This window comes from Salipiger bermudensis (assembly GCF_019801965.1).
Lineage (GTDB): Bacteria > Pseudomonadota > Alphaproteobacteria > Rhodobacterales > Rhodobacteraceae > Salipiger > Salipiger bermudensis_A.
In genome coordinates this window covers 290,138-304,823 of sequence record NZ_JAHVIA010000003.1, presented here as the reverse complement: position 1 = coordinate 304,823, position 14,686 = coordinate 290,138, and the positions used below count along the sequence as shown (strand labels likewise).

17 protein-coding genes are annotated in these 14,686 nt (G+C 65.2%); 11 read left to right on the top strand and 6 right to left on the bottom strand.

The annotated features are described in order from the left end of the window. Positions 1–95: 95 nt before the first annotated feature. Genes KUV62_RS08490 through dnaQ form a run of 4 tightly spaced genes read left to right on the top strand, consistent with a single transcriptional unit; the run spans position 96 to position 2,794 of the window. On the top strand, positions 96–695 hold the full coding sequence (locus tag KUV62_RS08490) for a Maf family protein (RefSeq protein ID WP_222603456.1): 600 nt from the start codon (positions 96–98) through the stop codon (positions 693–695). Then, entirely contained in the window at positions 692–1,522 is an 831-nt protein-coding gene (locus KUV62_RS08485; protein ID WP_222603253.1) for a shikimate dehydrogenase, read from the top strand. The genes KUV62_RS08490 and KUV62_RS08485 overlap by 4 nt, the downstream gene beginning before the upstream one ends. Then, a complete protein-coding gene (gene coaE, locus KUV62_RS08480; protein ID WP_222603252.1) occupies positions 1,522–2,112 on the top strand; it encodes a dephospho-CoA kinase in 591 nt (196 codons plus the stop codon). The genes KUV62_RS08485 and coaE overlap by 1 nt, the downstream gene beginning before the upstream one ends. Then, a complete protein-coding gene (gene dnaQ, locus KUV62_RS08475; protein ID WP_222603251.1) occupies positions 2,105–2,794 on the top strand; it encodes a DNA polymerase III subunit epsilon in 690 nt (229 codons plus the stop codon). Before coaE ends, dnaQ begins: the two co-directional genes overlap by 8 nt. Positions 2,795–2,798: 4 nt before the next feature. On the opposite strand, the gene secB is transcribed toward dnaQ, so the two are convergent. Continuing rightward, the gene (gene secB, locus KUV62_RS08470) at positions 2,799–3,308 is read right to left on the bottom strand and encodes a protein-export chaperone SecB (protein WP_222603250.1); all 510 of its coding nucleotides are present in this window, start codon (positions 3,306–3,308) and stop codon (positions 2,799–2,801) included. Positions 3,309–3,365: 57 nt separating this feature from the next. Then, entirely contained in the window at positions 3,366–3,881 is a 516-nt protein-coding gene (locus tag KUV62_RS08465; RefSeq protein ID WP_222603249.1) for an FxsA family protein, read from the bottom strand. Between the two features lie 103 nt (positions 3,882–3,984). Between KUV62_RS08465 and KUV62_RS08460 the strand changes: the two genes are divergently transcribed. From KUV62_RS08460 to KUV62_RS08450, 3 genes are read left to right on the top strand one after another with little or no spacing between them, the layout of a single operon-like run. Further along, on the top strand, positions 3,985–4,644 hold the full coding sequence (locus KUV62_RS08460; RefSeq protein WP_222603248.1) for a Tim44/TimA family putative adaptor protein: 660 nt from the start codon (positions 3,985–3,987) through the stop codon (positions 4,642–4,644). Then, complete coding sequence (locus KUV62_RS08455; RefSeq protein ID WP_222603247.1) at positions 4,644–5,687, top strand: murein transglycosylase A; 1,044 nt, start codon at positions 4,644–4,646, stop codon at positions 5,685–5,687. Before KUV62_RS08460 ends, KUV62_RS08455 begins: the two co-directional genes overlap by 1 nt. Further along, positions 5,684–6,277 (top strand): Smr/MutS family protein, encoded by a 594-nt coding sequence (locus KUV62_RS08450; RefSeq protein ID WP_222603246.1) that lies wholly within the window; start codon positions 5,684–5,686, stop codon positions 6,275–6,277. Before KUV62_RS08455 ends, KUV62_RS08450 begins: the two co-directional genes overlap by 4 nt. Positions 6,278–6,280: 3 nt before the next feature. Here the strand turns inward: KUV62_RS08450 and idi are convergent, their stop codons facing one another. Then, a complete protein-coding gene (idi, locus tag KUV62_RS08445; RefSeq protein WP_222603245.1) occupies positions 6,281–6,802 on the bottom strand; it encodes an isopentenyl-diphosphate Delta-isomerase in 522 nt (173 codons plus the stop codon). 139 nt (positions 6,803–6,941) lie between these two features. Here idi and KUV62_RS08440 point away from each other — a divergent pair, with 139 nt between their 5' ends. After that, positions 6,942–7,370, top strand: a complete 429-nt coding sequence (locus KUV62_RS08440) for a c-type cytochrome (protein WP_222603244.1) — start codon at positions 6,942–6,944, stop codon at positions 7,368–7,370. Positions 7,371–7,477: 107 nt separating this feature from the next. On the opposite strand, the gene KUV62_RS08435 is transcribed toward KUV62_RS08440, so the two are convergent. Next, positions 7,478–8,596, bottom strand: coding sequence for a polysaccharide biosynthesis/export family protein (locus KUV62_RS08435; protein WP_261395481.1), 1,119 nt, complete (start codon positions 8,594–8,596; stop codon positions 7,478–7,480). A gap of 190 nt (positions 8,597–8,786) precedes the next feature. Here KUV62_RS08435 and KUV62_RS08430 point away from each other — a divergent pair, with 190 nt between their 5' ends. Then, the gene (locus KUV62_RS08430; protein WP_222603243.1) at positions 8,787–9,398 is read left to right on the top strand and encodes a sugar transferase; all 612 of its coding nucleotides are present in this window, start codon (positions 8,787–8,789) and stop codon (positions 9,396–9,398) included. 9 nt (positions 9,399–9,407) lie between these two features. Here KUV62_RS08430 and KUV62_RS08425 read toward each other — a convergent pair whose 3' ends face one another. Together KUV62_RS08425 and KUV62_RS08420 are read right to left on the bottom strand one after the other, a co-directional pair. Then, positions 9,408–10,076, bottom strand: a complete 669-nt coding sequence (locus KUV62_RS08425; protein WP_222603242.1) for a YjbF family lipoprotein — start codon at positions 10,074–10,076, stop codon at positions 9,408–9,410. Then, positions 10,073–12,220, bottom strand: a complete 2,148-nt coding sequence (locus KUV62_RS08420; protein WP_222603241.1) for a YjbH domain-containing protein — start codon at positions 12,218–12,220, stop codon at positions 10,073–10,075. Before KUV62_RS08420 ends, KUV62_RS08425 begins: the two co-directional genes overlap by 4 nt. A gap of 211 nt (positions 12,221–12,431) precedes the next feature. Between KUV62_RS08420 and KUV62_RS08415 the strand changes: the two genes are divergently transcribed. Both KUV62_RS08415 and KUV62_RS08410 read left to right on the top strand, forming a co-directional pair. Then, positions 12,432–13,262 (top strand): flagellar motor protein MotB, encoded by an 831-nt coding sequence (locus tag KUV62_RS08415; RefSeq protein WP_222603240.1) that lies wholly within the window; start codon positions 12,432–12,434, stop codon positions 13,260–13,262. Positions 13,263–13,367: 105 nt separating this feature from the next. Then, a complete protein-coding gene (locus tag KUV62_RS08410; RefSeq protein WP_222603239.1) occupies positions 13,368–14,666 on the top strand; it encodes a flagellar hook protein FlgE in 1,299 nt (432 codons plus the stop codon). Positions 14,667–14,686: the final 20 nt, after the last annotated feature.

Sequence of the window (14,686 nt, the reverse complement as noted above, 5' to 3'; positions counted from 1 at the left end):
AAAGGCCCGGGTTTTCCCCGTGCTTGCATGTCGGAGGGATTTTCCTCAGAACCATCCCCCGACAAGACCCCAAAGCTTTCGACAGGTTTTTCCACATGAGTCTGCCGTTCATCCTCGCCTCCGGGTCCGAAATCCGGGCCGAGCTGCTGCGCAAAGCGGCGGTTCCGCATCGAATCGAGCCCGCGCGCGTCGATGAATCGGCCATCCGCGACTCACTGGCCGCCGAGGAAGCCTCGCCGCGCGACATCGCGGACGCATTGTCGGAGTATAAGGCGCGCAGCGTGGCCCGAAAGAACCCGGGCGCCTTCGTTCTGGGCTGTGATCAGATCCTCGCGCTTGGAAAAGAGGTGTTTGCGAAGCCCGAAACGCCCGAAGACTGCCGCGAGCAACTCGTCCGGCTGCGCGGGCAACGGCATCACCTCTATTCGGGGGCCGTGATCTATCAGGATGGCGAGCCGATCTGGCGTCACGTGGGTGTCGCGCGGCTGGTGATGCGCAACTTCTCCGACGCCTATCTCGACGATTACATCGCCCGGAACTGGGAGAGCGTTCGCCATTCGGTGGGCGGCTACAAGCTCGAGGAAGAGGGCGTGCGCCTTTTCGCCCGCATCGAGGGCGACCATTTCACCATTCTCGGGTTGCCGCTGCTCGAGCTCATCGCCTTTCTGCAGGTCCGGGAGATCATCGCCGCATGACCGACACGCGAATTCCACTGGCCGGCGTCATCGGGCACCCGATCGCGCATTCCCGCTCGCCGCTGTTGCATGGCCACTGGCTCAAGACTTACGGGCTCAAGGGACACTACATTCCGATGGATGTGGCGCCCGACAAGTTGGAGAGTGCCTTCCGCGCCCTGCCCGATCTCGGCTTCGTCGGCGTCAACGTCACCATTCCTCATAAGGAAAAGGTGATGGAGATCGCCGATCTGGTCTCCGACCGGGCGACGCTGATCGGCGCGGCCAACACGATCATCTTCCGCAAGGATGGCAAGATCCACGCCGACAACACCGATGGTTACGGTTTCATCGAGAACCTGCGCCAGGGCGCGCCGGGATGGGATCCGAAGGCCGGGCCGGCGATGGTCCTGGGGGCCGGTGGCGCGGCGCGGGCGGTGATCGCCTCGCTGCTCGAGGTCGGCGCGCCGGAAATCCGCATCTCGAACCGCACCCGCAACCGCGCCGAGCAACTGCGCGAGGAGTTTGGCGCGCGGATCCGCGTCGTCGAATGGGTGCAGGCGGGCAACGCGATGGACGAGGCGGCGCTGGTGGTCAATTCGACCTCTCTGGGCATGGTCGGCAAGCAGGAGCTGCGGGTGCCGCTCGACGGGTTGCAGCCCGGAACGGTGGTCACCGATCTGGTCTACACGCCGCTCGAAACCCGGCTCTTGCGGGTCGCGCGCGAGCAGGGTTGCACCTGCGTCGATGGCCTGGGGATGCTAATCCACCAGGCGGTGCCCGGCTTCGAGCGCTGGTTCGGCAAACGCCCCGAGGTCGATGACGCGACCCGCGCCGCGATCCTGTGATGGGCTTTCTCCTCGGTCTCACCGGCTCGATCGGCATGGGCAAATCCACAACGGCGGGATTTTTCGCCGAGGAAGGCTGTGCCGTGTGGGATGCGGATGCCGCGGTGCATCGGCTCTATTCCAAGGGCGGCGCAGCCGTGGCGCCGATGCAGGCGGATTTTCCGGATGCGATCGAAGATGGCGCGATCTCTCGCGATCGGCTGCGCAAGATCATTGCCGGCGACCCGACCGCCCTGCCCCGCATCGAGGCCATCGTGCATCCTCTGGTGCAGGAAGACCGCGCCGCTTTTATCGCCGCGCATCCCGATGGGATCGTCGTGCTCGACATCCCGTTGCTCTTCGAGACCGGTGCCGAGCGCGCGATGGATGCGGTTGCATGTGTCTCTATTCCGGCGGAACTCCAGCGCGAACGGGTTCTGGCGCGCGGCACAATGAGCGCCGAGGATCTCGAACGGATCCGTGCGCGGCAGATGCCCAATGCTGAAAAATGCGCGCGGGCGGATTATGTCATCGAGACCGACACGCTTGAGCACGCGAAGGCTCAGGTGCAGGCTGTGATGCAGGATATCGAAAGGCGGCGACATGCGTGAGATCGTACTCGACACCGAAACCACCGGCTTCGAGCCGGAAACCGGCGACCGGATCGTCGAGATCGGCGCGGTGGAGCTCTACAATCACGTGCCCACCGGCAAGACCTATCACCAATATATCAACCCCGAGCGCTCGATGCCTCAGGAGGCCTTCGAGGTGCACGGGCTGGGCGACGATTTCCTGCGCGACAAGCCGCTGTTTGCGCAGATCGTCGACGAGTTTCTCGAATTCATCGGCGATTCAAGGCTGGTGATCCACAACGCCACCTTCGACGTGAAATTCCTCAACGCCGAGCTGGGCTGGGCCAAGCGCCCTCTCCTGCCGAAGGATTGCGCCGTCGACACGCTGGCCATCGCGCGGCGCAAGTTTCCCGGCTCGCCGGCCTCGCTCGACGCGCTGTGTCGGCGTTTCGGCATCGACAACTCGTCGCGGACGCTGCACGGCGCGCTGCTCGACAGCGAAATCCTGGCCGATGTCTATCTCGAGCTGATCGGCGGCAAGCAGCCCGATCTCGTGCTGAGCCCGGTGCGACAGGGCGGCGGCTCGGAGGGGGGCGACGACAATTGGCGCCCGCAGCGCCGGCCGGAGCCGCTCGCGCCGCGGATCACCGACGAAGAAAAGGCGGCTCACGCCGCCTTTGTCGAGAAACTCGGAGACGCCGCGCTCTGGTCGCGCGGCTGAGAGCTTACGCGTCGAGCTTCTGTTCGCCGCTCGCCGCGGCCTGCTGCTGGCGACGCATGATCTCGTTGCGATACAGCGCGACGAAATCGATCATCTCGAGGTTCAGCGGCGGGAAACCACCATCGCGGGTCACGTCGGAGACGATGCGGCGCGCGAAGGGGAAGATCATCCGCGGGCACTCGATCAGCAGGAACGGGTGCAGCTGCTCTTCCGGAACGTTCTCGATGTGGAACACGCCGGCATAATCCATCTCGAGGATGAACAGCATGGCGTCGGTGCCCTTGGATTTCGACTCCACCTTCAGCTTGAGGACGACCTCGTACTGGTTCTCGGCCGAGCGCTTCTTGGCGTCGAGATTGACCTGGACCTGAACGTCGGGCTGCACTTCGCCGCCGCTGCCCTTCTGGGCCAGGATGTTCTCGAACGACAGGTCGCGCACGAACTGTGCGAGAACGTTCATCTTCACCGGCGCTTGTGCACCGGCTTCACCGTTCTGGGTGGCTTCTTCTGCCATGATGTTTCACTCCTCGAAGCAGGTTTGGGTATGCAATAGCAGCCCCGTCACGGCGTCTCAATGCTTCGTCCAGCCCGAGCCGGGGTGATTTGGCTTCTTGTCTTGCCCCAGTTCCGTAAATTCGCCGTCAATGACATCGCCTTGCGAAGAATGCTGCGGATTTTGTCGCATGTCCGGCTGGGGGCCTGGGCGCGGCCCGGGGCGTCCCCCCATTTCGAACCGCGTCACGGTCACCCGGCGCGAGATGTAATTCAGCACCATCTTGCGGAACGCCGGGGTCAGCAGCGCGAAGCCCACCGCATCGGTGAAGAAGCCCGGCGTCAGCAGCAGCGCGCCGGCGAGAAGGATCATCGCGCCATGGGCCAGCGGCGTGGTGGGATCCTCGAGCCGCGAGAACGATCCTTGCAGATCACCCATCGCCCTCAGGCCCTGCGACCGCACCAGCCATGTGCCGATCACCGCGGTGATGACGACGATGGCCAGCGTCGGAAACAGGCCGATCAGGCCGCCCACCTGGATGAACAATCCGATTTCGATCAGCGGCACGAGCAAAAATGCCAGAAAAAGCCACATATGCGGTCTCCCTTCGGGTTGGGGGCCGGTAGACTTGCCGGGACCCAGCCCCTACATAGGATTGCAACGACAGAACTTCCACGTTTGCGCGCATGAGGTGCCGATGAACACGCCGATCGTCCAGCTTCTGGTCCTTGCCGGGATCGCGATTTTCCTGATCCTGCGGTTGCGCAGCGTCCTGGGAACCCGCGACGGCTTCGAGAAGCCCCAGGCCCCCGCGCCCAGCCGCCGCGACGATGCCGCGCGCGACTTCGAGGTCATCGAAGGCGGCCCCGATCACGATATCATCGATCACGTGCCCGAAAACAGCCCCGCCGCCGAGGCGCTGGCCAAGATGAAGCGCGCCGAGCCTTCCTTCGGCGTGGGTGAGTTCCTCTCCGGCGCGCGCGGCGCCTACGAGATGATCCTGATGGGCTTCGACAATGGCGAGATCGAGGATCTCAAGCCGTTCCTGTCCGACGAGCTCTACGAGACCTTCAGCGAGGTGATCGAGCAACGCGCCCAGCAGGGCCTGACCATCGAGGCGCAGTTCGTCGGCGTGCGCGAGCTGTCGCTGGTGGATGCGACCTTCGACGAGGGCGAACGCCTGGCCGAAATCACGGTAAAATATGTCGGCGAGCTGACCTCGGTGGTGAAGAACGCCGCGGGCGAGGTGATCGAAGGCAGCCCGACCGCGGTCAAGCGCCAGAAGGATGTCTGGACCTATGCCCGCCGCATGGGCAGCGACGATCCCAACTGGCAGCTGGTCGCGACCGACGAATAATGCGACAGGCGATCCGTGCCGCGATCCTCGCCGGCATGGCACTGGCAGGCACCATGAGCGCGGCGGACACAGACACCACATACCGGATTCTCGAGTTCTCGGATCTCGACGGCTGGGCGGCGGACGATCACTCCGCCGCCCTTTCGGTATTTCTGGAGACCTGCGGCGATCTCGACGAGCCCGACTGGCGCAGCCTTTGCGCCGTGGCCCGTGAGACGGAGGATGCGAAGGATTTCTTCGAGCTGTTCTTCCGCCCGGTTCTGATCTCCGATGGCGGAGACGGGCTGTTCACCGGCTATTTCGAGCCCGAGCTCGACGGATCGCTGGTGGAGACGCCGCGCTATCGCTACCCGATCTACCGCATGCCGCCCGAGGCGGAAGAGATCCGGCCCTGGCTCGAACGGCGCGAGATCCTGTCGACCGACGTGATGCGGGGGCGCGGGCTCGAGATTGCCTGGGTCGACGATCCGGTGGAGCTGTTCTTCCTGCAGGTGCAGGGCTCGGGCCGAATCCGCCTGCCCGATGGTCGTCATCTGCGCGTGGGGTATGGCGGGGCCAACGGCCATCCCTACCGCTCGATCGGCAAGGAGCTGATCCGCCGCGGCACCTTCGATCCGCACCAGGTCTCAGCGCAAGTGATCAAGAACTGGGTCCGCAGCAACCCGTTCGATGGCGAAGACCTGCTCTATCACAATCCGTCGTACGTCTTCTTTCGCGAGGTGAGCGAAGTGCCTGCCGAGCGCGGTCCGCTCGGGGCGATGAATCGCTCGATCACCACGCTGCGCAGCATCGCGGTCGATCCCGCCTTCACGCCGCTCGGCGCGCCGGTCTGGATTGAGAAGGCCGGGGCCGAGCCGCTGCATCGGCTGATGATAGCGCAGGATACTGGTTCGGCGATCAAGGGCGCGCAGCGGGCCGACATCTTTTTCGGCACCGGCGATGCGGCGGGCCGCCGGGCCGGCGAGATCAAGGATCCGGGCCGTCTCGTTGTCTTGCTGCCGATCCAGCGCGCCTATGCGCTGCTGCCGGAATCGGTGCTATGAGAAAGCGGCGGCTGCGACCGGAGGAGCTCGAGCTCTGGCAACAGGTGGCGCGCTCCGCCGAGCGCCTGCCCGGGCAGAAACCGGCACCGGAGCCCGAGGAGGCCGCGAGCCGCCGTCCGCCACGCAAATCGCCGCCGCCAAGAGATCCCCTGCCCGCCTTCGATCTCGGCAGCCGCGTCCAGCCGGCACCCGAGCATCACGATTTCCTCGGAACCACCTCGGATCGTCTGTCCCGCGATCCGGTGCGGATGGATGCCAAGTCGTTCACGCGGATGAAGCGTGGCAAGCTGGTGCCGGAATCGCGCATCGACCTGCACGGCATGACCATTGATCAGGCCCATCCCGAGCTGATCCGCTTCATCCTGACCTCGCAGACCCGTGGCCTGCGGCTGGTGCTGGTGATCACCGGCAAGGGCATGCGCGAGGATCCGCACGATCCGATGCCTCGCCGGCGCGGCGTCCTGAAGACGCAGGTGCCGCAATGGCTGCGCCTGCCGCCGGTGGCGCAGGCGGTTCTGCAGGTCTCCGAGGCGCATGGCAAGCATGGCGGCTCGGGCGCCTATTACGTCTATCTCCGCAAGCGCCGTTGAGGCTCAGGGATCCGCGAGGATCTGCTCGGCATGCTGGTCGAGATAGATCCGCAGCCACGGGGTGAAGCGCTCGGCCTCCTCGCGCGTCTGCCGGTGCAGTTCGTCGATCGCGACCCAGACAGCGTCCATGACCTCGTCCGGGTTGGGCGCGATCTCCAGCCCCTCGGGGGCATGGCCCACGAAGATGTCGACCAGCTCGTGCTCGATCATGCCGCCGCCGACATCGGCACGGTATTCGACCTGACCGCGAGGGCTGAGCGCAACGCCCTCGATCCCCAGCTCCTCGCGCAGCCGGCGCGTGGCACAGCCGAGCGGCGTCTCGTCCCAGTGCGGATGGGTGCAGCAGGTGTTCGCCCAGAGCCCTGGCGTGTGATACTTGCCGAGCGCCCGGCGCTGGATCAGCACCGCGTCGCCGCGCAGCAGGAACACCGAGATGGCCTTGTGCCGCAGGCCCCTGAGATGCGCCTCGAGCTTGTCGACCGGCGTCAGCGTGCCGTCGACCCATGCGGGGATGTCGTTGGTCATGGCGCTTCTTTCCAATGCCGTGCCGATGGCGTCAAGCTGGCACTGCCATTTGGTCGCATGTGAGGGGTCCGGCTATTGTTGAGTTCTGCGCCCCTGCGCTAGGTTTTTGTCCGGAACTACGTCACGGGAGACAGAATCCATGAAACTCAAGATAGCCACGGCCCTCGCCGCAGTGACTCTTGCCGGCAGCGCGGTCGCTCAGGAGGCCGGCGACGCCGCCGCCGGCGAAGACCTGTTCGGCAAGCGCTGTCGCTCCTGCCACATGATCGTCGACGATGCCGGCGAGACCATCGTGAAAGGCGGCCGCACCGGGCCAAACCTCTATGGCATCATCGGCAGCGAGGCCGGCTCGGTGGAGGATTTCCGCTACAAGAAGTCCATCGAGGAAGCCGGCGAGAAGGGGCTGGTCTGGGATGAGGCCTCGTTCGAGGCCTACGTTCAGGATCCGACCGGCTTCCTTCGCGAATATCTCGACGACAGCGGCGCGCGCTCGGGCATGACCTTCAAGCTGCGCGAAGGCGCGGCCGACGTCTATGCCTACCTCGCCTCGCTTGGCGGTGACATGTAAGCTTCGTGTAACCTTTGGCCGGCGGAGTCAGGACCGCCGGTCATCGCCAAACAGAAAGGGCGCATCCGAGGATGCGCCCTTTTGCGTTCCGCTCGGGTCGGTTCGCGTCAGAAACTGATCCCCGCGACCTGCTGGGTCAGGCCGAAGGCCGTGCCGATCAGCGAGAACAGGGTCCGGGTCTGGCTCAGCGGCGACTCGGTGGCGAGCACGGTGTCGCCGGGATTGATCCGGAACTTGCGCGCCGCGAAGAGCCCGTCGGCCGAGGTCAGATCGAAGGCGAAGATCACCTGCTGCATGCTGGGCGCGCTACCATCGGAGCGCAGCTGGTGCACGTCGTATTCGCGGAGCACCAAGACACCCTGCGGGTCGGCGCGGGCATCTGCGAGACCACCGAACAGGGCAACGGACTCGATTGCGCTGAGATCATCCTTGGGAAAGTCGATCAGATCCTCGAGGCCGGAGGCGCCGATCGCGGTGAAGGTCTTCTTGTCCTCCTCGATGATCACCGTATCGCCGGGCATCAGCAGCGTATTGCGAACGCCGTTGTCGAGCAGGTCTTCGACCGAGGTCTCATATGTCGTGCCGCCACGCAGCAGCCGGACACGCGGATTGTTGAGGGTGGGGCTGACCCCGCCGCCATCGGCGATCAGGCCGAGGATCTTGTAGTTGCGCGAGGGCATCGGAAAGGCGCCCGGATTGGCAACGCCACCGACCAGCTCGACCGAGTTGCTGCGCCCTTGCTGCAGGCTGAGCTGAACCTGCGCCGACGGCGCGATCTGCATCAGCTTGTCCTGGATGCGGGCACGGGCGGATTGCGGCGAGAGCCCGCGCACGAAGACCTCATCCACATAAGGTACGAAAACCGCGCCGTTCGGGCCGACCTCAACACCTTTCAGTGCGGCGGATTTCTCGGCCGCGCCGGTCAGAAGCGAGTTTTCCTGGCTGTCCCAGATGACGATATCGAGCTTGTCGCCAGTCTGGATGACGCTGGAATTGGCGCCGTGCGAGGTGCCGGGCCAGGGATATTCGTTTTCCCAGCCGGTGCGGGGCCAGGTGGCGATCATCGGCATGTTGGCGCGGGTGACGCGGATCGCCTGGAAAGATGGGTTCTCGACATTGTATTCGCTGACGATCTCGGCCTGGACCGCCGCGCCGCGCGGCAGTTGCGAGCAGGCTGCCGCAAGCAGGAGGACGAGCGCAGCGACGAAAAAGTGTGGTCTTGGCAATACAGCGTCCCTCGGTGAACCTTCGGTCGTCTCACCGAACTTCTTAGCGTCAGCGCCCGGTGCTAGACAATCTTCTATCGTCGAAATTCCCATTCGGACAGGCCACCGTGACAGTTTCAGCGCTCTCGATTCCGAACAAGCGAGAACCGGCCGCCGGGGCAGGGGCCTCGGATAAGCGGGGGATCCGCGCATGAGCCCGGCCAAGCGCGCCTTCGATATCGGGCTCGCCGGCCTGCTGGCGGTGGTGCTGACGCCGGCGATCCTGATCATCGCGCTGCTGATCCTGCTGCGCGACGGGGCGCCGGTGTTTTACGTCTCCGAGCGGATGAAGACGCCCGATCAAGGCTTCGCGCTCTGGAAGTTCCGCACCATGACCACCGACCGGTCGGACAGCGGCGTGTCGGGCGGCGACAAGACGAGCCGCATCACCCGCACCGGCAAGGTGCTGCGGCGCTACCGTCTCGACGAGCTGCCGCAGCTCTGGAACATCCTGCGCGGCGATATCAGCTTCGTCGGTCCGCGGCCGCCGCTGCGCCGCTACACCGAGATGTTTCCGGAGATCTATGGCGAGGTGCTGAAGGCGCGGCCCGGGGTCACCGGTCTGGCAACGCTGGCCTACCACCGCACCGAGGAGCAGCTGCTGGCGCCGTGTCGCAGCAAGGAAGAGACCGAGGCGGTCTATTGCCGGAGATGCGTGCCGCGCAAGGCCCGGCTCGACCTGATCTACGCGCGTCGGCGCAGCCTGTGCTACGACGCGCGGCTGGTTCTGGCGACGGTGATCCGCCGCCTGCCGCTGCACTGAGCCCGGGGCTCAGCGGCGCAGCTGGTGCATCGCGACGTAGCCGAGATTCTCGCCGAGCCATTGCCGGGAGGCGAGGATCTCGCCATCGCCGCCGACGACATAGTAATCGACGAAGGGCGGGCCATCGGCGCTCTCACAGGCGGCAACGACCTCTGTCGCCTTGCCTTGCACCAGCCCCATGGCGACATCGACCGGCTTGTCGGGCTCGACGCCACAGCGATAGGTGAGCACCTCGGTCACGTCTTCCGGGGTCAGGAAGCGCTGGATATAGGTGGCCTGGCCGGAGCGGCGGGCACGCACCAGCGAGAGCAGCGCGGCTTCGTCGGTCGACATCAGGTCACCGCTGAGGCCGCGCGTGCCGGTGATCATGCCGTTTCGCATGGTGATCGCCTGGCGGTTAGCGTTGGCGTAGGTGTCGTAGGGGCCGTTCTGTTCGATGCCGATCAGCAGCGTCTGCGACTCCCGGTCGGCGACGCCGAGGAAGGTGACCGGCAGATCGCTCTTCGACAGCGTCTCGACGATCTCCTGCTGGCTGACCTGCGAGGGCTCGCCGCCGCGCTTGAGAAGCGAGTTGTAGAACGAGTCGATCGGGAAATCGAAATATGGATCGTTGCTGCAGCCGGCGAGTGTGGTGCTCAGTCCGAGGATCGCGGCAAGGCGGGGCAGGCGCGGGATCATCTCCAGAACCTCCCCCAGGTGTTGGCGACTTCCGGCTCGTGCCATGTTCGGACCTGTTCGTAGAGCCGGCTCGAAACGTTGAGCCGGGCGCCGCCGTCGCGCTGGACGGAGCGGATGGTGAAGGTGTCGGAGCCGCGCGAGGGCTTCGCGGTGCCGATGGAGAACGGGACCGTCAGCATGATGCCCTTGTCGAAGGAGCCTTCGCCGAAATCCTCTTCCGAGACATCGGTGAAGGTCGCGAAGGCGCCGAGACGCCAGCCATTGGCGAACTCGCGCTCCAGCGTGAAGGTGGCGCCGTAATCGCCGGCGAGATAGCGGCCGACATCGACCTGACCGTGGAACCCGTTGCCGAAGGCGTAGTAGCCCGAGACATGGCCGTTCACGTCCGGGATCTCGCGCTCGATGCCGGAGACGGGGTCGACGGTGACGTTTTCCTCGAGGCCGAGCATGCCGTCGAAGGAGCGCCGGCGGATGTAGTTCAGCTCGGCGCCGAGTGCGAAGCGGCTTCCGACCGGCTTCCACAGCACCTCGCCCGACAGGCCGGCATACATCCGCTCGAGATAGCCGACCGTCATCCGGCTGTAGAGATCCGGGCCGGGGCGGCCATAGACATCCAGCGTCAGGCGGCTGATCGCGGGATCGCCCTCGGTGGCGTATTCCTTGTAGTCGGTGCGGACCCGCGGCAGCTTCGATTCCGATTCCCGCGTGATGGTGTCGAGATTGCCGAACACCTTCTTCTTGATCGCGCCCGACAGGACGACGTTGGGGCGCAGCTCCCAGCTTGCCGAGAGGCTTGCGCCGAGGTCGATCCGCAGCGGCGCCTCCGGGTCGAAGGTGGCGTAATCGTAGTAGGGCAGAAGCTTCCAGGTGAAGCGCGGAAACTCCTCGAGATCGGGCAGGGCGCCGCGACCATAGGCATCCGTGATCGCGGTGCGGGCGAGCATCTCGACCGCGGCGTCGTTTTCCAGCGCCTCGAGATCACTGCGCTGCAGCGTCACCGCAGACATCGGAAGGCCGTTCTCGGTCGGAATGATGACGAATTCCTCGACCGAGGCGGGCATCAGGCGGGTCATCGCCCGCGCGGTGCGGCCGATGGCCTGCGCCGGCGCGCCGTAGGTCGGGTTGCGCAGCTGCACGGTGGCCCGGGTCGCGCTCAGATCGAAACCGACGAGATCGAGCTTGTCGCGGTCGAGGCTGGCGGTGAGCCGCTGCTTGACGCTGGCCTCGGTGCCTTCCAGCGATGCGGTCCAGCCGAGATCGCGGGCGGAGCCCGGTGCGCGCGCCTTGACCGGAAGACCGGCGGTCTCGGCGCCGCCCGGGACGCCGAGCGTCTTGGGATTGAACGGGTAGCTCAGCTGAACGCCGAAGGTGTTGCCATAGGCGTAGTAGAGCGACAGCTGGGTGTCGTTGTTGAAGCGATACTGCATCCCGAGATTGAACGGCGAGTCATGCTCGAAATCGCTCTTCCGAGTTTCCTGGTCGTACTGGTCCGAGGAGTATTCGAGCTCGAAGGTCAGGCGGTCGTTCGGAGCCCAGCTGATGCCGGCGAACGGCGCGATGTCGCCACGGAACCAGCGATCGTAGGTCGGGATGCCGCCGCGGCCGAGCACGGTTGCCGGGCGGGTGCCCATCGAGGCGATCGGATCATAGCTGCCGAGACGGCCCCAGCCGAGGCCGCCGGTGATCTTCACGCCCTTGGGGAGCGTCTTGGTGGCGACGAGATACTCGCCGCTATAGATGCCGGTGCCGATGAAATCCTGTAGGCCCACCGCGATGGCGGGGCGCAGGCGGGTCTCGCGCAGCAGTTGCATGCGGATATCGAAGCTGCGGTCGAAATAGACCCCGTCGACGCTCGACGGATCGTCGAAATTCTCGATGCCCGTGTAACGGAAGGTGCCGGTCAGCCACGGGGTCATCTGGAAGGCGAGCGAGCCGCGGTTGCTGCCGGCGATATGGCCATAGGTCAGCGCGACGGTGGCGTCGGGGGCCATCTCCGCGGTGGGCATGTCGATCAGCCCCGGGGAGCCATAGGTGTTGTAGCTCGGGAAGGGTTGCGACAGGGCGCTTCCGGCCAGCAGCATCCCCGCTGCCGTCATCGCCAGGACGCCGACCTGTCCCGCCTTCTTTGCTGCCCTCGCCGCCATGTGGCCAATCCCGTTTCTCGTGAACGCTTTGGCCCCTAGAGCTATTCGGAAACCGGGCAGCTGTCTATCTATGCGAAACCGGCAGGCTCGGTTTGTGGGATTCTCGGCACGTATCTGCGCGCCGGATCCATCGACAGTTTTAATCGTTAAGCGGGAGGTAACCGCTGTTCCGCTAGAGCCTGTGTCGGGGTGAAAGACAAGGTGGTGGAACATGGCGGTCGACAGCAGTGTCGCGCCGGTCATCATCAAGAAGAAGAAGGTTTCGGGCGGTGACGGGCATCACGGCGGCGCGTGGAAGGTCGCCTATGCCGATTTCGTCACCGCGATGATGGCCTTCTTCATGTTGATGTGGCTGCTGAACGCGACGACCGAGAAACAGCGCAAGGGGCTGGCGGATTATTTCAGCCCGACCATCGCGATCAGCCGCGTGTCGGGCGGTGGCGATGGCAATCTCGGCGGCGAGAGCATCTTCTCGGAAAACGAGTTGCCGCGCGTCGGCACCGGGGCGACCAGCCTGCGGCCGACGACGCAGGACGAAGCCCGCGGCGCGGCAAACCCGGACGACACCGAGGCGTCGCCGAAGGATCCGGCCTTCGAGGCGGTCGAGGATATGCTCATGGGCCACGGTGGCGAGAGCTTGCTCAGCGACAACCTGATGCGTCACATCGTGACGCGGGTGACCGATGAGGGGCTCGTGGTCGAGCTCTTCGCGACCAGGGACGCGCCGCTCTTCGACGCGGCCGGCGCCCCGACCGAGCTCTTGCACGCGCTCTCGGGCGTGATCGCGCGGGTGTCGGAGATAGTCACCAACCCGCTCGCCATCGAGGGACATGTCGGGGCCTATCCCATCGTGCTGGCGCGGGATCCCTCCTGGGAGGTCTCGACCCGCCATGCCGACCAGTTCCGCGAATTGCTTCTGGCCGACGGGCTCGCCAAGGAGCGCATCAACCGGGTGACTGCCCATGCCGATCGCGAGCCGTCGGAAAGCAACCCGATGGATCCGCGCAACGAGCGGCTCGAGATCATTTTCCTGCGGAGCTGAGGCGGCGCGGATCTGTGTCGGATTTTAGCTGTTAGGACCGGATTAAGCCGGCGCCTCTAAGTCTGGTTTCGAGTTCTTCGAAGGTGACAGCAGAAAGGCGCGTCCATGACCATTTCCTCGTCTCTCAATGCCGGTGTATCGGGGCTGTCGGGTAATGCCAGCCGCCTCAGCGCGATTTCCGACAATATCGCGAACTCCTCGACCTACGGCTATCGCCGGGTCGAGACGGATTTCACCGCGCTGGTGATGTCGAGCGGCAAGCAGAAGGCCTATACCGCGGGCGGCACGGCGATCGACAATCTCCGCCTGATCGACGAGGGCGGCGCCATCGTCTCGACGAGCAATGCCACCGATCTCGCGATCGACGGTATCGGCATGCTGCCGGTGACCTCGCAGGCCCAGTTCGCGGCGACCGGCGAGCCCGAGCTCCTGCTCACCGCAACGGGCTCCTACCGGATCGACGAGCATGGCTTCCTCGCCAGCAAGAAGGGCTATTACCTGATGGGCTGGCCGGCGGCGCTCGACGGATCGATCCCGCCCTATCCGCGCGATACGATCAACGGTCTCGAACCGATCCAGTTCAGCCTCAGCCTGACCGCCGACCCGACGACCTCGGTCGATGTCGCGCTCAACCTGCCGGCCACCGCGACCCAGGCCGGCGCGCCCGGTGATGCCGAGTATCTCGAGATCGAGTATTTCGACAATGTCGGCATCTCGCAGAGCATCTCGATCACCTTCACGCCCACGGTGCCGGCCACCGGCATCTCGAACGAGTGGCAAATGGTGATGACGGATTCCGCCCAGGGCGGCGCCGTGGTGGGGGATTATCTCATCACCTTCGACAACACGACCGGCTCGGGCGGCACCATCTCTACCGTGGCCGAAACCACCGGCACCGCCTATGATCCGGCCACCGGGGTCTTCGTGGTCACGGTGGCCGGCGGCGTGATCGAGTTCGATATCGGCGCCGCGGGCGAGACCGGTGGGCTGTCGCAGCTCGGCGACAGCTTCGCGCCGATCTCGATCTCGAAGGACGGCTCCTCGGTCGGCAACATGGTCTCGGTCGAGGTAGATGAAAACGGCTATGTGAGCGCCGTTTATGACAGCGGCCAGAGCCAGGTGCTCTACCAGATCCCGCTGGTCGACCTGCCCAATTACAACGGCATGAGCGCGGTCGATGGCTCGACTTTCCGGCCGACCACGCAGAGCGGCTCGTTCTTCCTGTGGGACGCGGGCGATGGCCCGACGGGGAGCGTCAAATCCTTCGCCAGGCAGGAATCCGCGACCGACATCGCGCAGGAGCTGACGGACATGATCCGCACCCAGCGGGCCTATTCCTCCAATGCCAAGGTGATCCAGACCGTCGACGAGATGCTGCAGGAAACCACCAATATGAAGCGCTGATCCCGATAGCGGGATCGGCC